Here is a 20,348-nt window from a genome sequence, read left to right as displayed (position 1 = left end):
ATCTTTCGGTCGAGGAGTGCGGGGCGGGCTCGCGCCCGAGGCGGTGGCCCGCCCCGCGAGGATCAGCGGGTCGTCGTCACTCGGTCAGGACGATGTCCGTGAACACCTCGTCGTTGACCGGGCTGGCCGGGTAGCTCTCGACGCGCGGATCGAACGCGAGCGTCGGGGCGGGGTGGGCCAGCGGGACGCCCGGGATGAACTGGGCGACCTGCTCGTTGATCTGCTCGTAGAGCGCGGTCTGCTCCTCGAGGTTCGGCACGCCGCGCGCGGAGTTGAGCGCCGCGAACAGCTCGGGGTTGTCGAAGCCCCACTCGGCCGAGGGCGCACCGAAGAACACGCCGACGAAGTTGTCGGTGTCGTTGTAGTCGCCCGTCCAGCCCAGCAGGTGGATGCCGTGGTCGGGGGTGCCGGTGATCTTGTCGAGGTAGTCGGGGCTCCAGGCGTCCGTCTGCGGCGTCAGCTGCACGCCGACGTCGGTCAGCTGCGTCGAGATGACCGTCGCGATCTGCTCGGGGTCCGGCATGTAGGGGCGCGAGACGTTGACCGGGTAGTTGAAGGTCAGCGTCAGCGGGTTGGCCTCGGTGTAGCCGGCCTCGGCGAGCAGCGACTTGGCCTTCTCGGGGTCGTAGTCGTAGGTGGTGACGTCGGGGTTGTAGCCGTTGACGGTGTCGGGCATGAACTGCGTCGCGACCTCGGTGCCCTCGGGGAGCACCTGCGAGATCAGGGCCTCCTTGTCGATCGCGTGCGACAGGGCCTCCCGGACGCGCACGTCCTGCAGCTCGGGCTGCGCCTGGTTGAAGGCGAGGTAGAGGATCGTGAACGGCGGGCGCGAGACCATCGTGAAGCCGGCCTCTTCGAGCGCGGCGGTGTCGGCGGGGCCGACGAGGTCGTAGCCGTCGATCGATCCGGCCTCGAGGGCCTGGCGGCGGGCGGTGGGGTCGTCGATGACACGGAAGATGATCTTGTTCACCTGGCCCGACTCACCCCAGTAGTCGTCGTAGGCCGAGAGCGTGAGCTCCTCGCCCGGCGACCACTCGTCGAACTTGTACGGACCGGTGCCCGTCGGGTGCCCGGCGCCGTACTCCGAGAGCGAGGGGGCCTCTTCGGTGCCGCCGATCTCGTCGGCGCCGTACTCCTCGAGCGCCGTGGGGCTCTGCATGGCGAAGGCGGGCAGCGACAGCGCCGGGATGAAGCCTGCGAAGGGCTGCTTCAGCTGGATCGTGGCCTCGAGGTCGGAATCGGCGCTGCACGACTCGAAGACGGCGGTGTCGGGGGTCTCGACGTAGCCGCGGAAGAGCTTGCCGTAGTAGTACGAGAGCGCCTCGCTCGCGGCCAGGCCCGTCCAGTTGTACCAGCGGTCGAAGTTGGCGCACACCGCTTCGGCGTTGAAGGGGGTGCCGTCGTGGAAGGTCACGCCCTCCTTCAGCTGGAACGTGTGCGTCAGCCCGTCGTCGGAGGACTCCCAGCTCTCGGCCAGCAGCGGCGCGGGGTCGGCCGTGCCGGGCTCGGTGCCGACGAGGCCTTCGAAGATCTGGCGGGAGACGCGGAAGGTCTCGCCGTCCTGCGCGAACGCCGGGTCGAGGCTGGCGGGGTCGGCGGAGGCGGCGAAGACGAAGGTGCCGTCGACGTCGGTCGCGGCATCCGTCTCGCCGCCACCTCCGCGCTGGCTGGTGCACGCCGAGAGGGCGAGGGCGCCGATGGCGACCGCCGCCAGTCCCGCGAGCGCGCGCTTGCGAGGAGTGGAGAGCATGGGGGTGTCCCTTTCTGAGGTCCGGAGCGGGCCCACCGCGGCGCACTCCGAGGTAATTGGGTCCGAACCTATACGGGCAGGAGGGTCGAAGTCATTACATCGATGTCTCGATCGTGTTTCGACTGCGCAGACCGGCTCGCGCGCATGCCGACCCGTGCCGATAGCGTTGAGGAATGGCACGAGCGCGCGTCGAGGAGTCCGGTCCGCAGGCACGCTTGTCCGACGGCACGATCGCGCGCATCGTGACGTCCTCGTTCACGTCGGGCTTCGAGCTCGACGTCGACGGGACACCCCAGTCGCACGTCGACCTCGATGATCCGACGCACCTGCACTTCGAGTACATCGCGCGGATGGCGGCCGTCATCGACCGCCTGCGGATGCCGGGACAACCGCTCACCGCGGTCCACCTGGGCGCCGGCGCGCTGACCCTCCCCCGGTACATCGCCCACACCCGGCCGGGATCGCGTCAGCAGGTGATCGAGCTCGAGCAGCCCCTCGTCGACCTCGTGCGCGAGGCGCTTCCCCTCCCCCGGGGCGCGCAGGTGCGCGTACGCATCGGCGATGCCCGCGCCGTCGCCGAGAAGCTCCCCCCGGGCCTCACCGGCGCCGCCGACCTCGTCGTCTCCGACGTGTTCGCGGGCGCGCAGACGCCCGCTCACCTGACGACGGTGGAGTACTACCGCTCGCTCGCGCGGGTGCTCGCCCCGACCGGCGTGCTCCTGGTCAACGTCGCCGACGGCGCCGGCCTCGCGTTCGCCCGCCGACAGGTCGCCACCGTCCGCGAGGTGCTCCCCGAGGTGCTGCTGCTCGCCGAGGTGCAGCTGCTGAAGGGACGGCGATTCGGGAACATCGTGATCGCGGCATCGGCCTCGCCCCTGCCGTCGGAGTGGCTGCCGCGCCTGATGGCCGCCGGACCGTTCCCGGCCAAGGTCGCGCAGGGCGCCGAGATCGACGAGTTCGCCCGCGGGGCGCGGGTCGCGACCGACGCCGACGCGACCCCGTCGCCGAAGCCGTCGGCATCCGTGTTCGAACGCTGACCGGCGCGGCGGGCGGGTGCTTCCGCCGCTTTGGACGAGACTGGGATCCACCGTTCTCGAATCGCGGAGGTGGATGACGGTGGGCTACATCCTCGGGTACGACCCGGACACGCTGCGGGAGATCGTCGACCCGGATCAGTGCGCAGAGCGCCTCGCCGAGATCGGCGAGCAGCGCAGCCTGCCCGCGCTTCTCGAGCGCGTCTGGCTGCTGAAGGTGCTCGACCGGCTCGATGAGGCACTCGTCGTCGCGGAGCAGGCAGTGCGGGTGGCCCGCATGGCCGGAACCCGCAAGGATCTGCTGCGCGCCCGGGTGCTGCACGCGACGATCCTGCAGAACCGCGGTGCCTTCGCCGCGGCGATCCAGGAGCTGACGACGTGCGCGGAAGAGGCGGAGGGCCAGAACTGGCCGCTGCTCGCCGCGTTCGCGTACCAGCACCGCGGCAAGGTGTCGTACGACGCCGAGGAGTACTCCGACGCCCGCACCGATTTCAAGCGCGCGCTCTTCCTCCGCCAGGAGGGCGGCGCTCCCGAGGACCAGCTCGAGTCGACCCTGCTCGCCGTCGATGCCGCCGAGCGGCGCCGTTCGCGTTCGATCGTCGCCAGCTGAGCGCTGCGTCCCGCTGTCTCACCCCGCGCGTAGCGTCGACCGCATGAGTGATCTCGATCGGGTCCGGGTCTGGGCCGAGGCGCTGATCTCAGCGCACCTCGACGACTCGTGGACGTTCCGGTTCGACAACGCCAAGCGCCGCGCGGGCCAGTGCGACTACACGCGCCGGTGCATCAGCGTCTCGCGATACCTCGCGGCGCGGTTCGACGACGACGAGAACCACCAGACCCTGTTGCACGAGGTCGCCCATGCGATCGCCGGACCGGCCGCCGGCCACGGTCGCGACTGGCTGCGCACCGCCCGCGAGCTCGGGTACGTCGGCGGCACGACCCATCGCGGCGAGACGGCCGTCGAGCTGGCGCCCTGGGTCGGCCACTGTCCTGCCGGCCACGTGGCCTACCGTCACCGGCGCCCGACCCGCGCGGCGTCGTGCCGGATGTGCGCGTCCTCGTACGACGAGCGCTTCCTCTTCCGGTGGGTGCGCCGCGAGATCTCCTCGGCCGACCGTCGCGCCGCCGCGACCCCGCGCTGACCCGCTGCACCAACTCCTCAATCTCGGCCGCCGAGCCGTCGGATCCGGCCGCTGCGGGCTCGAACCTCGCGGATTCTGAGGAGTTGGCGTCAGGCGGCGGTGAAGACGCCGCCGCGGAGGAGCGGGGCGACCTCGTCGACGCCGATCTGCGCGGCGGCGAGCGCGTCGTCGCGCAGCCCGCGCTCGAGCAGCTCTTGCCCCGAGCCGCTCGCCGTCAGCAGGTGACGCACCGCGCCGCCCAACCCGCGGAACGACTCGCACGCCGCAGCCGCCTCGGGTGAGGTGTGGTCGATCCCGAGCCGCGAGAGCGCGTCGACGACAGCACCCGCGCCGAGCAGATCCTCCACCGCGAACCGGAGCTCCGTCTCGCCCTCCGGGCCGGCGAGCTCACCGGCCGCGATCACCGCGATGCTCGTGCGGGCTCCGCGCCGCTGCTGCTCCGCGAGCACGGCGGCGGCCACGGCGTCGGCGTTGCGCAGGCAGCCGAGCAGAACCACCGAGTCGGATGCCGCGCCGGCGATGGCCGCACCGTTGCGCGAGACCGCACGCGCGGCGTCATCCAGCGCGACGGTATCCCCCGCGGCCACCCGGGCCGAGACGGTCGACGAGAAGCGCAGTACATCGACCACGACGACGACATCGGCGGGCGCCACCCGGCGAAGGCCGGCGACCCCCCAGTCGAGACGGACCTGATACCGGGACTGGTCGAACGGCGAGGATGCGGCGGGCGACGGCATCCGATCAGCCTACGACGGGGCAGACTGGGCTCATGCGCATCCTCCAGAAGCTCGTGCTCGACTGCGACGCTGACGCCGCCTGGCGTGCCCTGCACTCCCCCCGCGCACTCGCGGAGCTCTACGCACCGCTCATGGGGCTCGCGCCTCTCGCCGCCGAGGGCATGCCGACCTCGCTCGAGCCGGGCGCCGACGTACCGGTGCAGCTGTCGGCTCTCGGCGTGCCGGTCGGCCGGCAGCTGATCCATGTGTCGGACCGCGCGGTCGAAGAGCGGCGGCCCGGCGCGACGGACGCGTCGACGGTGCGGATCCTGCGCGACAGCGGCATCCCGCTGACCGGGCCCCTCTCGGTGCTCGACGTCTGGGACCACCAGATGGCGGTGTCGCCCGCACCCGGCGACCCCACCCGCACGCTCTGGCGCGAGCGCCTGGTCATCGGAGGCCTCGCCGCACCGGCGCTGTGGCCGATGCTCTGGGCGACGTGGCAGTGGCGTTCGACGCGCCTGCGGCAGGTTGCGCCGACCTGGGCCTACGACCCCGAAGACGATTCCGCGCCCGCATCGTGACCGCGTCGTGACCGCGGTCGCCGTGCGGCGGGCGGTGCCCGCAGACGCCGCGGCGATCGCGCGCGTGCACGTCCGCGGCTGGCATGAGGCCTACACCGGACGGATGCCGCAGAGCATCCTCGACCGGCTCGACCTCGACCGTCTCACGCGCGTGCGGCGCGAGCTGCTCGGGCACGAGCAGCGTCTCGACGAGCGGGAGCTGGGTGCCGCGAGGCCGAACCACACCGAGCGCACGCACGACCTCGGCCGGACGTGGGTCGCGGTGACGGCCGGGTCGATCGTGGGCTTCGCGGTCAGCGGGTCGTCCCGCGACGACCCTCCCGTCGCGCCTGTCGAGCTGTACGCGATCTACGTGCTCGCCGCCCATCACGGCACCGGTGCGGGACAGGCGCTGCTGGACGCCGCGCTCGGCGACGAGTCCGCGTCGCTGTGGGTCCTCGCCGACAACCCGCGCGCCCGCGCGTTCTACGCCCGGAACGGGTTCCGCCCCGACGGCGCCGAGAAGGACGACACCAGCTGGGGCGAGAGCATCAGCGAGGTCCGGCTGGTCCGCGAATGAGGGACGAGCCGGACCGGCCGACGACGCAGCCGCGTCACTCGGCGAGCGCCTCCACCGGCGAGACCCGGGTCGCGAGGCGGGTCGGGACGACGGCGGCGACGAGCGTCAGCACGGCGGTGGCGACGACGACCCCGGCGACGGTGAGCCACGGGATGCCCGGCAGCACGAAGGTCGGGGCGAGCCACAGCGGGGGAACCCGCACCGAGCCCAGCAGTGACTGCGCGGCCGCCCAGCCGTAGGCGATGCCGAGGAGCAGGCCGAACACGACCGAGGTGATCGTGATGTGCGCCGCCTCGAACAGGACCATCGAGCGGATCTGACGTCCGGTCAGGCCGAGCGCGCGCAGCAACCCGAGCTCGCGGGTGCGCTGCACGACGCCGATGGTGAGCAGGTTGACGAGGCCGACGGCCGCGATCACGGCAGAGACCCCGACGAGCGCCATCATGACCGCGCTGAACGTGTCGAGCAGACGGGCCATGTCGCCCGACACCTCGCCGCCGCCCGACGCCGCCATGACGCCCTTGACCGACTCGCTGGCGACGGCGAACATCGTGACGAGCGTGACGCCCATGACGACGCCGATCGCCATGCGGCTCGACCGCTCGGGATAGCGCAGTGCGTTCTCGGCCGCAAGCCGGGCCGAGGCCGAGCGGCCGAAGAGCCGGCCCGTCAGGCGGAGCAGCGGCGGCATGACGAGCGTGGCGCCGAGGCTCAGCCCGGTGAACGAGGCGAGCCCGCCGAAGAACGCGACGACCACGCCGAGGGGCGTGACGAAGCCGGCGAGGATGCCGAGCGCGAGCAGCACCGCCCCGACGCCGAACAGCGACACCGCGGTGACGCGGCGACGCGTGCGCCCGGCAGCCTCCTCGGCCGTGCGCGGCGCGGATCCTGCCAGCGCGGCGAGCGGCGTGACCTCGAGCACGCGACGCGACCCCGACCACGCGGCGATCCACGTCGTCAGCGCCACGATGAGAGCCGGCGCCAGCAGCACGGGCTGCACGACGTTGTAGTCGACGTTCAGGCCCCACGCTCGCGCGGCGATCTCCTGGAGGCCCAGAGCGCCCGCGGTTCCGCCGACGAGCCCGATCACGGCGCCGATCGCGCCGACGACGAGGCCCTGCCGCGCGATGTGCGACCGCTGCGATCGCGCCGACGCGCCGATGAGGCGCATCAAGGCGATCTGGCGGGTGCGCCCCGCCACGATCGTGGCGAACGTGTTGGCCGTCACGATCGCGGCGACGTACATCGCGACGGCGACCAGCAGCACGCTCAGGATCGCGACGACGATCACGACGGTCTCACCGCCCGAGAGGAAGGGGTCGGCCATGAGCCACGCGCCGATCAGTCCCGTCACCGCGACCAGCAGCACGCCGAACCCGCCCGAGATCGCTGCGACGAGCACCGAGGCGCCCATCCCCCGCTCGCGCAACCACGCCCAGCGCCCGGACGCCGCGGCGGACGGGCCCGACCCGGGTCGTGTGCGCGCCGATGAGGATGCCGCGGACGGCGCCGTCACAGCGGTCATGCCGACACCTCTGCGGCGAGCATGTGGGCCGAGATCTGCTCGGCGCTCTGGCGGGGCTTGTCGGCGACGATGCGGCCATCGCCGAGGAAGATCACCCGGTCGGCGTGCGAGGCGGCCACGGGGTCGTGGGTGACCATCGCAATGGACTGACCGTGCTCGCGGCTCGCGGTGGCGAGGAGGGCGAGCACCTCGCGCCCCGATCGCGAATCGAGGTTCCCCGTCGGCTCGTCGGCGAAGACGAGGTCGGGCGCCGTCGCGAGAGCGCGGGCGATCGCGACGCGCTGCTGCTGGCCGCCCGACAGCTCGTGCGGACGGTGCCGCAGCCGCGCACCGAGGCCGAGCGAGTCGACCAGTCCGTCGATGCGCGAACGTTCGAGCGCCGAGGGCGACCGCCCGTCGAGCTCGAACGGGAGGGCGATGTTGCCGATGACATCGAGGGTGGGGACGAGGTTGAACGACTGGAAGACGAAGCCGACGCGGCGGCGCCGCAGGATCGTGAGGTCGAGGTCCGACAGACCCGAGATCTCGGTGTCGCCGATCCACGCGCGACCCGAGGTCGGCGCGTCGAGCCCGGCCATGATGTGCATGAGGGTCGACTTCCCCGAGCCCGAGGGGCCCATGATGGCGGTGAACTCGCCACGACGGATGCCGACCGAGACGCCGTCGAGGGCGCGTACGCCCGATTCGCCGGCTCCGTAGGTCTTGGAGAGGTTCTGGACCCGGGCGGCGAGGCCGAGGTCGGTGGTCGAGATCTGCATGTCTCCGACGCTACGAACCGGGCCGGGCACCCGGCATCGGTCCCTCGTCGCGGGCCTGTACATCTCGCGGATGATCCCTCATCCGCAGCGCGACGTCAGGCGAGCCCGTGCTCGAAGGCGAAGACGACCAGCTGCACGCGATCCCGCAGGGCGAGCTTGGCGAGGATGCGGCTGATGTGGGTCTTCACCGTGGCTTCCGAGAGGAACTCGCGCTGGGCGATCTCGGCGTTCGAGAGGCCGCGCGCGGCCAGACCGAAGATCTCGCGCTCGCGATCGGTCAGCTCCGCGAACGCAGGCGGCACGGGCTTCTGCTCGGGGGCCGCGAACGTCGCGAACAGCTCGCGCGTCGCGGAAGCCGCGATGACCGACGAGCCGGAGTGCACCGTGCGGATCGCGGCGAGGAGGAACTCGGGGTCGGCATCCTTCAGCAGGAAGCCGCTCGCTCCCTGCCGGATCGCCCGCGCCGCTGCCTCGTCGAGGTCGAAGGTCGTCAGCATCACGATGCGCGGCGGCGCGCCGTCGAAGACCGGGTCGTCGAGCAGCTGCGCCGTGGCGGTGAGCCCGTCCATGACCGGCATCCGGATGTCCATCAGGACGACGTCGGGGCGCGTCGCCCGCACGACGCCGATGGCCTCGGCGCCGTCGGACGCCTCGCCGACGACCTCGAGGTCGGGCTGCGAGGCGACGACCATGCGGATGCCGGCGCGGAAGAGCGCCTGGTCGTCGACGAGGACGACCCGGATGGCGCTCACGCGGCGCCGCCGATGGGCAGGCTCGCGGCCACGACGAAGGCGCCGCCCGTCGGGCCCACCTCGATGCTGCCGCCGATCAGCTGGGCGCGCTCGCGCATGCCGATGACACCGTGTCCGCCCGTGCGCACCGGGCCGGTGGCCTCGTTCACCGGCGAGAGCGGATTGCTCACACGCACCTCCACGCGATCGGGCAGCCAGGCCAGGGACACGTCCACGGTACCGCCCGCGCCGTGGCGCATCGCGTTCGTCAGGGCCTCCTGCAGGATGCGGTACACCGCGATCTGCACGGCCGCGGGCGGCTCGCCCGGAGGGGCCGGGTCGACGTCGACGCGCAGGTCGAGACCGGCGGCGCGCACCTGCGCGTACAGCACCTCGAGGTCCGCGACGGTCGGCTGCGGCCCCTCGCCCTCGCTGTGGCGGAGCTGGGTGAGCAGCATCCGCACGTCGGCGAGGGCGGAGCGCGCCGTCGACGAGATCGTCTTCAGCGATTCGGCCGCGGCCGTGGGGTCGGCCGCGGCGGCGTAGCGTGCGCCGTCCGCCTGAGCGATGACGACCGCGAGCGAATGGGCGACGACGTCGTGCATGTCTCGCGCGATGCGATTGCGTTCGAACTCGGCCGTCGCCCGCTCCTCGGCCTTCCGCTGCGCCTCGGCGTTGTCGCGCGCGCGCAGACCGACGCGGACCAGAGCGCCCACGGTCCACGCCAGGAGCAAGCCGAACACCGCCGCGACGAACAGCATCGTGCCCATGACGAGGAAGTACATCAACTCGCCCCCCGACACGGCGATGGAGTATCTCGCCGAGGGGATGAGCAGGTACACGGTGATGGCCAGGGCGCCCCCGATCGAGGAGGTGAACCCGAGCCAGAAGACCCGGTTCGTGCCGTACGCCGCACACGTGTAGAGCACCGCGAAGATGGCGATGTCGACCGGCAGCGGTGGCAGCTGCGCCAGCATCTGGAGGACCGCGCCCACCCAGGCCAGCGCGAGCGCGATCGGCGGCGAGAGCCGGCGCAGCGCGACCGCGGCACCGAACGGGACGACCAGGAGCATCGCGACGAGCGAGGAGAGCGGATCGTCGGGGATGCCCGTGCCGACGACGGCGACCCAGGTCACGAGCAGCATGATCGCCGCGAAGGCGACCGCTACGGCGACGTCGACGTACAGCTGGTAGCGGCGGAGCGGACGGAGCACGCTATGACGGTACGCGAGCGCCACAGGCGCGGCATCCCTCTCGCGATGTATCCGGCGGCGAGCGCGACGAGCTCAGCGCGCGTAGACGCGCAGGCCGTCCGGGATCGCGCGGAGCCGCAGCCGGTAGTCGCCGGTGGGAGTCTCGGCCAGCTCGCCGTCGTGCGCGAGCACCGGCGTCGCCTCGCCGGGCCGGACGGTCAGCTCGATCTCGGAGACGACGGCTCGCTCGAGATCGGATGCCGGCGGCATGAGCCGCAGCGCGCGCATCACCGCGAGCGTGCGCCGGCCGAAGGCCAAGGAGGTCACCGCCCGCAGCCGCGTGCCGCGGGCATGGTGGAGACGGACGTCGAGCACGGCCTCGTCGAGGCTCGCCCGACGCATCATCGCGATACGGCGGGGGTCTCCCCGTCCGATGCCCGCGAACACCGACCAGACCACGGCCCGGCGGCCGTCGCGCACGATCGTGATGCGATGGGCACCGTGGATCTCGCGCCACGCCGCGATCGCGCCGCCCCACCATTTGCCGAGGCTCGTGCGCTTCTCGCGTTCGGCGAGGAGCTCGGGATAGGCGCCGAGAGACACCGCGTTGAGCACGGTCACGGGGTCGCCGTCGTCGATGACCGCCTCGGCGACGACGACGCTGCGCACCGAGCCGGCGTCGTACGCGTCGAGCGCCGCCTCGACGGTGTCCACGCCGGCGGCCCGCGCGAAGTGGTTGAAGGTGCCGCCCGGCAGCACGAGCAGCGTCAGGTCGTGACGACGCGCGAGGTGCGCGGCACGCGAGACCGAGCCGTCACCACCGAGCACCGCGAGCACCGTCGGCGCATCGGCGGCCGACATGGCCGACGCGACGATGTCGTCCATCGACGACTCGCCCAGGCTCTCGATCCGCGCCTCGGACAGCCGCCGCCGGATCTCGGGCAGCGGATCGGGCCGGACCACCGACGTGCCCGCTCGGGAGTTCGTGATCACCAGCACGCCGCGCCCGTCGACGGTGGAGGCGTCTGCTGCGGGCGCGCCGGCTGCGGATTCGGATTCGGCGGGGCGATCGGTGGGCATGGAGTGACGCTAACGCCGCGGAGGCAGCGACGGCGACGGCTTGACAGTCCCGCCCGACCCCGGCGGTCAGGGCTGACCGCGATACAACCGTCGGACCCGCGGTGCTGAGGGGGCGTGCGAGACGGCCCGAGGCCACAGCAGCCCCACCGACCCGACGGATGTATCGGTGCGTCGTAGAGTCGCAGGCGTGATGCGGTCCAACGATCTCCTGACCATCGGCGAGGTGAGCGGGCGCACCGGGGTCTCGGTGTCCGCATTGCACTTCTACGAGCGTCAGGGGCTCATCAGTTCGACCCGCTCGGCCGGCAATCAGCGCCGGTTCAGTCGCCACATGCTGCGCCGCATCTCGCTCATCCTCGTGGCCAAGCGACTCGGCATCCCGCTCGCCGAGGTCGCCGAGGCTTTCGCGTCGCTGCCCGCAGAGGCCGAGCCCAGCAGCGAGGACTGGAAGCGGGTCTCGCGCGCGTGGAAGGTGCGTCTCGAGGAACGGCGCGCGGCGATCGAATCGCTCGAGCGCGAACTCGTGGGATGCATCGGCTGCGGCTGCCTCTCGATGCGGTCGTGCGACCTGCTCAACCCCGGCGACGCACTCGGCGCCGAGGGCAGCGGACCGCGCCGCGTCGCGCCCGCGCTCCGGCACGCGCTCGACGACGACGCGGCCGCTCCGTCATGAGAGCAGATCGAGGCGTCGCCTGATCCCCGGCGCGTCGAGGCCGTGCAGCCGCGCATGGTCGGCCGGGGTGCCGTATCGGCGCTGTTCACCGACGCCGACCCCGATGTGCTCGACGAGGATGCCGCCGCCGCCGAGCGCCGCACCGACCGCGGCGGCGGTCGTCCCCTCGAGGAAGGGTTCGAGCACGGCCACCCGGTCGAAGCCGGAACTCAGCGCGCGCAAACCGTCGCAATCGAGCGGCACGGGCGTCGCGGTGTATGCGACCGCGAACCCGTCGCCCGCCGTCGCCTCGAGCGCCGTGTCGAGGAGCGGGCCGATGGCCAGGACCAGCGTGCCCGCGCCCTCGCGCACGAGGTGGATGCGTCCGTCCGTCGGGAATGCCGCCCGGTTCGCCTGCGTCGAGAGCCGGATGTACTGGCGGTCGTCGGTCGTCGCCGCATCCCGGGCGAGCGCCTCGACCTCATCCGGGTGCCCCGGTGCGTGCAGCCGCCATCCGGGCAGGGTGCTCAACAGGGCGATGTCGCCGGGGCACTGGTGCGTGCGCCCCGCCGCGGCCGCGTCATAGCTCGCGCCGATCGATACGAGCACCGCCCCGAGACCCTGGTGCGACAGGTCGAGCTTGATCTGCTCGAAGGGCCGCTCGACGAGGAACGGCGCGTAAGTGTGGACGAAAGGACGCAGTCCGGCGAGCGCGAGACCGGCGGCGACCCCGATCATCGCCTGCTCGCGGATCCCGACGTTGACGACACGGTCGGCGGCCGGGGTTCCCGCGGCCAGATCGAGCGGGCCGATGTCGGCGAGCACGAGTGTCGCGCGGTCGTCGGTGGCCAACAGATCTGACATGACGGTGGAGAAGCGGGCGCGCATCAGGATCCCTTCGCAGCGGTACGGACGACGGTGACACGGGGCGCCGCGCCGCGCGCCTCGAGAGCAGCGGCGAGCGCAGCGTGATCGTGCGAGTCGGCCTCGGCGGCATCCCATCCCTCCAGCGCGAACCGGCGTGCGATCCCGCCGGGCCATCCGAGCGACGCGGAGGAGTTGTCGATGACGATGGCGTGCAGCCGGGCGAGGGCGAGGCGGCCGGCGACGGCGATCGCCTCGTGGTTGCTGCCCTCGTCGAGCTCGGCGTCGCCGATCAGGACGAACACGCGGCCGGGAGTGCCGGTGATGTCGAGGCCGCGGGCGAGGCCCACGGCGATCGGCAGTCCGTGCCCGAGCGACCCGGACGAGATCTCGACGGCGGGGATGAGCAGACGGTCGGGGTGGTGGCCGAGGGGCGAATCGACGCCCGCGAGATCGTCGAGCCAGCCGTCGGGCATCAGGCCGCGCGTGGCCAGCACGGCGTAGTACGAGGCTGGGCCGTGCCCCTTCGACAGCAGAAAGCGGTCACCGCTTTCGGGGCGGAGCACACGGTCGTGCAGCACCCACAGCGCATCGAGGGTCGAATGCGCGGCGGCACTGTGCTTCTCGTCGCCGGTCACCCGCGCGAGGCGGTCGAGCAGAGCGGCCGGCAGCCGTTCGGTGAAGGAGTCGGGTTCAGTCATGGTCATGGTTCGAACGGTAAAACCTCGAGCTCAGTTGAGGTCAAGCTCGTGGTGATCGATACATTCGTCGGACGGCTGGGGCTGCTGTCGCGTCGCGGCGCCGCCGAGACGACACCAGCCCCACCCGCCCGACGGGTGTTTCGGCACGGTGCACCGGCACCACCGTCGCCGAAAACCCGGCGTCCGGTTAGGCTGACGCCAACCTGACCACCGCTCCCGCGCGGGAGCCGTACCTCGTAGATCGGAGGTTCCCCATGTCCATCGCTCAGACGCACCCCACCCCCGGTGCCACCAAGACGATCATCGGCGAGCCCGAGGTCGTCGAGGACGGCGGCGCGGTCGACGCCCTGAGCATCGCGCTCGCCGACGGCGTCGAGCACGACCCCGCCTGGATCTCGCTGCGCGACGCTGCGACGGCCCTGCAGCAGCTGCAGGCCGCCGACGGCTCGGTGCCCGATCCCGGGGACCATGAGACGGCGCGGCGCCACGTCGCGGCGATCACCGCCGCGATCGGCCGCCTCGCGCCGCGGTTCCCGCACGACGCGGACTATCTCACCGCGTCGATCCGGGACTTCGAACGATGGGCGCGGTCCGATCATCCGGACGGCGCGGCTTCGACGGAGGGGGCATTCGGCGTGCCCGATTTCCTCGACTCGCTCGTGGCGTTCCAGCCGCAGCTCCACCGCGTCGACGGCATCCGCCACCTCGTCGTCTTCCCGATGTACACGCAGAACGGCTCGCGCGACCGGCACGTCGAGGCGCTGCTCGTCGAGGCGATCTGGCCGAAGGAGATCGCGCGCCTCGAGACGATGTATCCGAATCGGCTCTTCGTCTCGCTGCGACTGCTCGACTTCACGGCCGGCTACGACACCGACTCGGCGGTGCTGTTCCCCGAGACCGTCGCGATGCGCGAGGTTCCGCCGTTCACGTGGGGGGCGATCTTCCAGGACCGCGAGGCAGCCCGCTACCGCCGGGTCGTGCGTGCCGCATCCGAGATCACGAAGCTCGACCTCCCCGCCGAGGCGGCGGAGATGCTCGACGACCAGGCGCTCACCGAACGGGCGTTCGTGATGTGGGACCTCATCCACGACCGCACGCACATGCGCGGCGACCTGCCGTTCGATCCGTTCATGATCAAGCAGCGGATGCCGTTCTTCCTGTACTCCCTCGAAGAGCTGCGGTGCGATCTGACGGCGTTCCGCGAGTGCGTCGCGCTCGACCGTCGACTGAGTGCCGAGACGGATCTCGACCCGGTCGACGCCGAGCTGCTGCGCCTGGCTCGCCTCGTGCAGTACGCCGTGATCTTCGACCGGATCTTCCGGTTCGCGATCACCGGCACGCGCGTGCGCAACTACGACGGACTCGGCGGCCAGCTGCTGTTCGCGTGGCTGCACCGGCGGGGCGTGCTGCACTGGACCGACACCGCTCTCGCCTTCGAATGGCAGGAGGTGCCGGATGCCGTGGTCGCCCTCGGCGACGCGATCGACCGCCTCTACTGGGAGTCAATCGACCGCCCGAAAACCGCGCACTGGCTCGCGGCGTACGACCTCGTGCGCTCCGTGCTCGAACCTCACCCCGCCTCGGTGTGGGCGCGCGGTCTGCCCCACGACGTCCTCGCGGGTCCGCCGAAGGGCTACACCGATGCGGTGCTGGACGACGAGTTCCCGCTGTCGATGTTCTACGAGGCGCTCGAGAAGAAGATGCGCGACGTCATCGCGTCCACGCGCGGCATCCGCGGCTGACCCGCACACGGGCCCGAAGCCGCGCCCGAGGCTGAAAGGATGAGGTCATGACCTCCCTGCACGACACCTCGGTGCGCGGCTTCGCGTCCGATAACTACTCCGGCATCCACCCGGAGGTCCTCGCGGCGATCACTGCCGCCAACGACGGCCACCAGACGGCCTACGGCTCGGACGTGTACACCGCCCGGCTGCAGGACCTCGTCGGCGAGCACTTCGGCGCGGGTGCCGAGGCCTTCCCGGTCTTCAACGGCACGGGCGCCAACGTCACGGCGCTGCAGTCGATGCTGCCGCGCTGGGGTGCGGTGATCGCCGCGTCGACCGCGCACATCAACGTGGACGAGGGCGGTGCTCCCGAGCGGGTCGGCGGGATCAAGATCCTCAACGTCCCCACCGACGACGGCAAGCTCACCCCCGACCTCATCGACCGCGAGGCCTGGGGCTGGGGCGACGAGCACCGGGCGCAGCCGCTCGTCGTGTCGATCACCCAGTCGACCGAGCTCGGAACGCTCTACACGCCCGACGAGCTGCGGACGATCGCCGACCACGTGCACGAGCGCGGGATGCGGCTGCACATGGACGGCGCCCGCATCGCGAACGCCGCCGCGGCCCTCGGCCTGCCGCTGCGCGCCATCACGCGCGATGTCGGTGTGGATGTGCTGAGCTTCGGCGGCACGAAGAACGGCGCGATGCTCGGCGAGGCGATCGTCGTGCTCGACCCCGCGGCATCCGAGGGGCTCACCTACCTGCGCAAGCTCAACATGCAGCTGTCGTCGAAGATGCGCTTCGTCTCGGCCCAGCTCGTCGCGCTGCTCGAGAACGACCTGTGGCGCCGCAACGCCGAGCACGCGAACGGGATGGCGCAGCGCCTGCGCTCGGCGGTCGAGGCGGGCATCGCCGACGGCTTGGTGCGGGGCGTGGAGTTCACGCAGCCGACGCAGGCCAACGGCGTCTTCGCCGTGCTGCCCGAGGGCGTCGCCGACCGGCTGCGCGAGTCGTTCCGTTTCTACGATTGGGATGAGGCACGCCGCGAGGTGCGGTGGATGTGCTCGTTCGACACGTCGGCATCCGACGTCGACGCGTTCGTCGCCGAGCTCGCGCGCCTGACGACCGACTGACCACCTCCCGCGTCGGCGGGCATCCACGCGATGCACGACAAGAGCCGCGGCGGGGTCGAACCGGCCGCGGCTCTCGTGCGCTCATGCGGCGGTGACGCTGAAGCTCCACGTGACGCCGAACCGGTCGGTGAGCATGCCGAAGCCCGCGCTCCACGCCGACGCGGCGAGGGGCTCGACGATGACGGCATCCGCGGCGAGCGCGTCCCACGGGCCGCGAAGCTCGTCGAGGCTCTCGGAACCGACCGAGACGAAGAACGCCTGATCGGTGATGGTGGCGTTGTCCTGACGCCGCGTCGAACCGCCGCCGGCGATCGATCCCTCCGTGCTGCCCGGGATGTCGTACGCCATCACACGGAAGCCGGTGCTCCCGGCGACGAGGCCGAAGACGACGGCATCCGCACCAGGGAGGTCGGCGGGCATACCGACCTCGGCGTACGTGGTGATCGAGACGTGTCCGTCGAAGGCGGCGCCGTAGAACTCGAGGGCTTGGCGGGCGTCGCCGCGGAAGTTGAGGTGAGGGGTGGTCTGAATGGTCATCGCTGCTCCTGAGGAAAGGGCCGGCCCGATCGGCTCGACGGCCTCACCCTGACAGTGGTTCCGGTCAGGTTCTGTCCGCAAGTGTGGATACGGTGGGGCGATGACGACGACCTCGCGGCTGCTGACCCTGCTGTCGCTGCTGCAAGCCCGCCGCGACTGGCCGGGCGGAGTCCTCGCCTCGCGGCTGGGGGTGAGCGATCGCACGGTGCGACGCGACGTCGAGCGCCTCCGCGAGATGGGCTACCGCATCCAAGCGACCACCGGGCTCGACGGCGGGTACCGGCTCGAGCCCGGCAGTGAGCTGCCGCCCCTGCTGTTCGACGAGGATCAGACCATCGCCGTGGCCCTCGCCCTGCGAACCGCTCCCGCCCTGGGCGCGGGCATCGGAGAGGCCGCGGCACGCGCGCTCGCGACGATTCGGCAGGTCATGCCCTCGCGACTCCGGCACCGCCTCGACGCCCTGAGCCCGACCGTCGTGGGCCGTCCGGGGGATGCCGCCGCCGCGGACGTCTCGCTCGAGGTCCTGTCGACCCTGGCGAACACCATCCGCGACAGCGTGACCCTGCGGTTCGACTACGGGGAGGCGCGCGACGCGGATGCCGCGGGGTCCGCGCCGGCCCGACGCGCGGAGCCGCATCATCTCGTGGCGTCGGGCGGCCGCTGGTATCTGGTCGCGTGGGACCTCGACCGCGACGATTGGCGCCTGTACCGGGTGGACCGGGTCCGTCCGCGGCTTCCGGCCGGCGCCCCGTTCACGCGCCGCACCGTGCCCGGCGGCGACGTCGACGCGTTCGTGTCGGCACGCTTTCGCGGGTCGGACTCGGCGGCGTGGCCATGTCGCGGGTCCGTCGTGCTCGACCTGCCGGCATCCGCTGTCGCGCCCTTCGCCGGTGACGGCACCGTCACGCCGCTCGACGACGGGCGCTGTCGGCTCGAAGCCGGGTCATGGTCGTGGACCGCGCTCGCGGCCTCGTTCGGGCGGTTCGAAGCCGAGCTCGACGTCATCGGTCCGCCCGAGCTCGCCGACGCGTTCGCGCTCCTCGCCGCGCGCTACGCCCGCGCGGGCACCGGCTGACGAGCCGCCGGGGAGGCCGCCCCTCAGGCGCCCGCGAGCCAGGCGCGGTAGGCGTCGAACGAGTACGGGCGACCGAGGAAGGCGGCGACGAGGTCGGCCGCGTCGCGGCTGCCACCCGGCTCGAGGATGCGCTCGCGGTAGCGGGTCGCAACGGCCGGGTCCATGAGGTCGTCGCCGAACGCCGAGAGCAGGTCGCGGGCGATGACGAGGCTCCACTGATACGTGTAGTAGCAGGCGCCGTATCCGGTGAGGTGGCCGAAGCCCGCGTACGTGTGCCCGTTCGGCAGCGGGTGCACCGGCGACGACGCGCGATACCAGCCCTCGACGGCCGCCTGCAGGTCGCTCGGCCGCTCGACGTGCAGGCCGTACGAGACGTTGGCGTGCCCGAGCTGGCGGGTCACCTCGAGGGCGCGACCGAAAGCGTCGGCCACCCGCATCCGCTCGACGAGGTCGGCCGGGATCGGCTCGCCGTCGGCGTTGCGCGCGAACGTCGCCAGCACGCCGGCATCCCACGCCCACTCCTCGAGCAGCTGGCTCGGCGCCTCGACGAAGTCCCACTCCGTCTCGATGCCGCTGAAGTCGGCCCAGACGGCGTCGGCGCCGCCGAGGATGCCGTGGACGAGGTGCCCGAACTCGTGGAAGAACGTCACGACCTGGTCGTGCTCGAGGAGTCCCCGCGAGAAGTTGCAGAGCAGCACACCCTCCGGAAGCGAGCGGCCCGCGATGCCGGGCGCGAGGTTGAAGCACGCGGCGTGGTTGTACTTTCCCTCGCGCGGGTGAAGATCGAGGTGGATCCGACCGAGCCGGCGCTCGCCGCGGACGACGTCGTAGCTGCGGACGTCGTCGTGCCAGGCACCCGCGTCGACGGGGACATAGGCGACGTCGAGCAGTCGCGCCGTGACATCGAGCACGCCCGCCAGGACGTTGTCGAACGCGAAGTAGGCGCGCACCGCCTGCGCGTCGACGGCGTAGTCCTCGCGCTTCAGCGCGCTGAGGAGGTACCAGAGGTCGGCCGCGGTGACCGCCTCGGCATCGGGCTCGTCGACGCGCAGCCGCTCGAGCAGCCGGTCGTACTCGGCCGCGGCGGCCTCGCGGGTCGCCGCGTCGATGTCGTCGAGGAACGATCGGATGGCGGCGCTCGAGCCGATCATGCGCGTCTCGGTCTCGTAGTCGGCCCAGTCGCCGTAGCCGAGCAGCTCCGCGCGCTCGGCGCGCACGGCGAGCAGCTCGGCGAGCACGGGGTCGTTGTCGGGCCAGGCCAGATCGTTGTAGACCGACAGCAGTGCCGTGCGCGTCGACCGGCGCACCGCGAACTCGCGCACCGGCATGAGGTCGGTGTACTCGGTCGTGAGGGTGATGAGGCCCTCGTCGTCGACCGGGTGAGCGTCGATGAAGTCCTGCGGCAGCCCCTCCAGCGCGTCGGCGGGGAGCTTCAGCTCGCGCCGGCCGTCGCGGATGTTGCGCGAGAAGGTCAGCGAGAGCTCGGTGTCGCGCTCGGCGAGCGCCCGCAGCCGTTCGCGTGTCGCCTCGTCGCGGTCGACGCCGCCGCGGCGGAAGTCGCGCTGGATGTGAGCGAGCAGGCGGCGGGCGGCGGCATCCAGCCCGTCGGTCGCGAGGCCGTCGAAGACGGCGAAGAGAGCGGGGTCGAGCGCCCGCTCGGAAAGCAGGGCGTCGATGGCCTGCACCCGGGCCTCGGCGGCAACGCGGACGTCGGCATCGGGGTGCGACTCGCTCAGCAGGGATGCCTCGGACGCCGCCTCGGCGATCGCGATCGACGCCTCGTTCCACAGCTGCAGACGGGCCAGGGGCGACAGCTCACGCCCCGCGATCAGCTGCGAGTCGATCTCGCGGACGCGGGCGATGCGGGCATCCGGGCGCTCGGCGGCGAACGCGAGCCATCCGGCGGTGTCGGCGGGGAAGGCGAGGGGCTTCGGATCGGTCATGACCCGAGCCTACGCAGGAGCGGGCCTCAGCGAAGAGCACCCACCGAGGCGAGCGCGAGGCGGATGAGCGTGCCGCGGCCACCCTCCATCTCGGCGGCGAGGGCGTCGGATGCCGCTTCCGCGGGGTCGAGCCACGTGACCTCGAGAGCATCCTGACGGGGCTCGCACGTGCCCGTGACCGGCACGACGAAGGCGAGCGACACGGCGTGCTGGCGGTCGTCGTGGAAGGGGCTGACCCCGGGGATCGGGAAGTACTCGGCGACCGTGAAGGGCGTCGGCGACGCGGGCAGGAGCGGGAAGGCCATGGGCCCGAGGTCGTTCTCGACGTGCCGGAACAGTGCGTCGCGGATCGTCTCGCCGTAGCGCACGCGGCCCGAGACGATCGTGCGGGTCATCTCCCCGACCGGCGTGGCACGGAGCAGGATGCCGACCTGGGTGACGGCCCCGAGCCCGTCGGTGCGCACCGGCACCGCCTCGACGTAGAGCATCGGCAGCCGGCGGCGCGCTTCGGTGAGCTCCACATCGCTGAGCCAGGCCGGGTTCGTGGCTCCGCCGCCCGGGGCTCCGCGCAGCGGGTCGGCCGGGAGCGACGACTCGCCGCGCTCGTCGGGATCGGGATCGGGGGTGCGCACGGCCATGCCTCATGT

At 72.1% G+C, this 20,348-nt stretch carries 21 protein-coding genes; 9 read left to right on the top strand and 12 right to left on the bottom strand.

Annotated elements, in window-relative coordinates; translation table 11 throughout:
* Positions 1-76 precede the first annotated feature (76 nt).
* On the bottom strand, positions 77-1,750 hold the full coding sequence (locus DO944_RS13980) for an ABC transporter substrate-binding protein (protein WP_112617772.1): 1,674 nt from the start codon (positions 1,748-1,750) through the stop codon (positions 77-79).
* A gap of 173 nt (positions 1,751-1,923) precedes the next feature.
* On the opposite strand from DO944_RS13980, the gene DO944_RS13975 reads away from it, so the two are divergent.
* The 3 genes from DO944_RS13975 (at position 1,924) to DO944_RS13965 (ending at position 3,926) form a co-directional block, all read left to right on the top strand.
* Positions 1,924-2,787 carry a spermidine synthase gene (locus DO944_RS13975; RefSeq protein WP_112617771.1) on the top strand — a complete coding sequence of 288 codons (864 nt, stop codon included), beginning with the start codon at positions 1,924-1,926 and terminating at the stop codon, positions 2,785-2,787.
* 79 nt (positions 2,788-2,866) lie between these two features.
* Positions 2,867-3,394 carry a hypothetical protein gene (locus DO944_RS13970; protein WP_112617925.1) on the top strand — a complete coding sequence of 176 codons (528 nt, stop codon included), beginning with the start codon at positions 2,867-2,869 and terminating at the stop codon, positions 3,392-3,394.
* Positions 3,395-3,437: 43 nt separating this feature from the next.
* Positions 3,438-3,926 (top strand): SprT-like domain-containing protein, encoded by a 489-nt coding sequence (locus DO944_RS13965; RefSeq protein WP_112617770.1) that lies wholly within the window; start codon positions 3,438-3,440, stop codon positions 3,924-3,926.
* 89 nt (positions 3,927-4,015) lie between these two features.
* On the opposite strand, the gene DO944_RS13960 is transcribed toward DO944_RS13965, so the two are convergent.
* Positions 4,016-4,663: a 2-phosphosulfolactate phosphatase gene (locus tag DO944_RS13960; protein WP_112617769.1), complete on the bottom strand. Its 648-nt coding sequence runs from the start codon at positions 4,661-4,663 to the stop codon at positions 4,016-4,018.
* A gap of 32 nt (positions 4,664-4,695) precedes the next feature.
* Here DO944_RS13960 and DO944_RS13955 point away from each other — a divergent pair, with 32 nt between their 5' ends.
* Together DO944_RS13955 and DO944_RS13950 are read left to right on the top strand one after the other, a co-directional pair.
* Positions 4,696-5,226, top strand: coding sequence for a hypothetical protein (locus tag DO944_RS13955; protein WP_112617768.1), 531 nt, complete (start codon positions 4,696-4,698; stop codon positions 5,224-5,226).
* Between the two features lie 7 nt (positions 5,227-5,233).
* A complete protein-coding gene (locus tag DO944_RS13950; protein WP_205289281.1) occupies positions 5,234-5,785 on the top strand; it encodes a GNAT family N-acetyltransferase in 552 nt (183 codons plus the stop codon).
* Positions 5,786-5,819: 34 nt separating this feature from the next.
* Here the strand turns inward: DO944_RS13950 and DO944_RS13945 are convergent, their stop codons facing one another.
* From DO944_RS13945 to DO944_RS13925, 5 genes are all read right to left on the bottom strand, one after another.
* Positions 5,820-7,310: an FtsX-like permease family protein gene (locus tag DO944_RS13945; RefSeq protein WP_112617767.1), complete on the bottom strand. Its 1,491-nt coding sequence runs from the start codon at positions 7,308-7,310 to the stop codon at positions 5,820-5,822.
* On the bottom strand, positions 7,307-8,068 hold the full coding sequence (locus DO944_RS13940; protein WP_112617766.1) for an ABC transporter ATP-binding protein: 762 nt from the start codon (positions 8,066-8,068) through the stop codon (positions 7,307-7,309). Before DO944_RS13940 ends, DO944_RS13945 begins: the two co-directional genes overlap by 4 nt.
* Before the next feature lie 95 nt (positions 8,069-8,163).
* Positions 8,164-8,820: a response regulator transcription factor gene (locus DO944_RS13935; protein WP_112617765.1), complete on the bottom strand. Its 657-nt coding sequence runs from the start codon at positions 8,818-8,820 to the stop codon at positions 8,164-8,166.
* Positions 8,817-10,013, bottom strand: a complete 1,197-nt coding sequence (locus DO944_RS13930) for a histidine kinase (protein ID WP_112617923.1) — start codon at positions 10,011-10,013, stop codon at positions 8,817-8,819. The genes DO944_RS13935 and DO944_RS13930 overlap by 4 nt, the downstream gene beginning before the upstream one ends.
* 72 nt (positions 10,014-10,085) lie before the next feature.
* Positions 10,086-11,072 (bottom strand): diacylglycerol kinase family protein, encoded by a 987-nt coding sequence (locus DO944_RS13925; RefSeq protein WP_112617764.1) that lies wholly within the window; start codon positions 11,070-11,072, stop codon positions 10,086-10,088.
* A 190-nt stretch (positions 11,073-11,262) separates the two neighbouring features.
* Between DO944_RS13925 and soxR the strand changes: the two genes are divergently transcribed.
* On the top strand, positions 11,263-11,745 hold the full coding sequence (soxR, locus tag DO944_RS13920) for a redox-sensitive transcriptional activator SoxR (RefSeq protein WP_112617763.1): 483 nt from the start codon (positions 11,263-11,265) through the stop codon (positions 11,743-11,745).
* Here the strand turns inward: soxR and DO944_RS13915 are convergent.
* A complete protein-coding gene (locus DO944_RS13915; protein ID WP_112617762.1) occupies positions 11,740-12,612 on the bottom strand; it encodes a transketolase family protein in 873 nt (290 codons plus the stop codon). The two genes, soxR and DO944_RS13915, sit on opposite strands and share 6 nt — an antisense overlap.
* Entirely contained in the window at positions 12,612-13,295 is a 684-nt protein-coding gene (locus tag DO944_RS13910) for a thiamine pyrophosphate-dependent enzyme (protein ID WP_258524755.1), read from the bottom strand. The genes DO944_RS13915 and DO944_RS13910 overlap by 1 nt, the downstream gene beginning before the upstream one ends.
* Positions 13,296-13,543: 248 nt before the next feature.
* Here DO944_RS13910 and DO944_RS13905 point away from each other — a divergent pair, with 248 nt between their 5' ends.
* Both DO944_RS13905 and DO944_RS13900 read left to right on the top strand, forming a co-directional pair.
* Entirely contained in the window at positions 13,544-15,031 is a 1,488-nt protein-coding gene (locus DO944_RS13905) for a DUF6421 family protein (protein ID WP_112617761.1), read from the top strand.
* A gap of 47 nt (positions 15,032-15,078) precedes the next feature.
* Positions 15,079-16,146, top strand: a complete 1,068-nt coding sequence (locus DO944_RS13900; RefSeq protein ID WP_112617760.1) for a low specificity L-threonine aldolase — start codon at positions 15,079-15,081, stop codon at positions 16,144-16,146.
* An 81-nt stretch (positions 16,147-16,227) separates the two neighbouring features.
* Here DO944_RS13900 and DO944_RS13895 read toward each other — a convergent pair whose 3' ends face one another.
* Entirely contained in the window at positions 16,228-16,683 is a 456-nt protein-coding gene (locus DO944_RS13895; RefSeq protein ID WP_112617759.1) for a VOC family protein, read from the bottom strand.
* A 100-nt stretch (positions 16,684-16,783) separates the two neighbouring features.
* On the opposite strand from DO944_RS13895, the gene DO944_RS13890 reads away from it, so the two are divergent.
* Entirely contained in the window at positions 16,784-17,758 is a 975-nt protein-coding gene (locus DO944_RS13890) for a YafY family protein (protein WP_112617758.1), read from the top strand.
* A gap of 23 nt (positions 17,759-17,781) precedes the next feature.
* On the opposite strand, the gene DO944_RS13885 is transcribed toward DO944_RS13890, so the two are convergent.
* Positions 17,782-19,701, bottom strand: coding sequence for a M3 family metallopeptidase (locus tag DO944_RS13885; protein WP_112617757.1), 1,920 nt, complete (start codon positions 19,699-19,701; stop codon positions 17,782-17,784).
* A gap of 26 nt (positions 19,702-19,727) precedes the next feature.
* A complete protein-coding gene (locus DO944_RS13880) occupies positions 19,728-20,339 on the bottom strand; it encodes an NUDIX hydrolase family protein (RefSeq protein WP_094260535.1) in 612 nt (203 codons plus the stop codon).
* Between the last annotated feature and the right edge of the window lie 9 nt (positions 20,340-20,348).

The sequence above is a fragment of the Microbacterium sp. SMR1 genome, from assembly GCF_003289625.1.
GTDB lineage: Bacteria > Actinomycetota > Actinomycetes > Actinomycetales > Microbacteriaceae > Microbacterium > Microbacterium plantarum.
The sequence above is the reverse complement of the archived record's forward strand: the minus strand, read 5'-3'. Positions and strand labels throughout refer to the sequence as shown.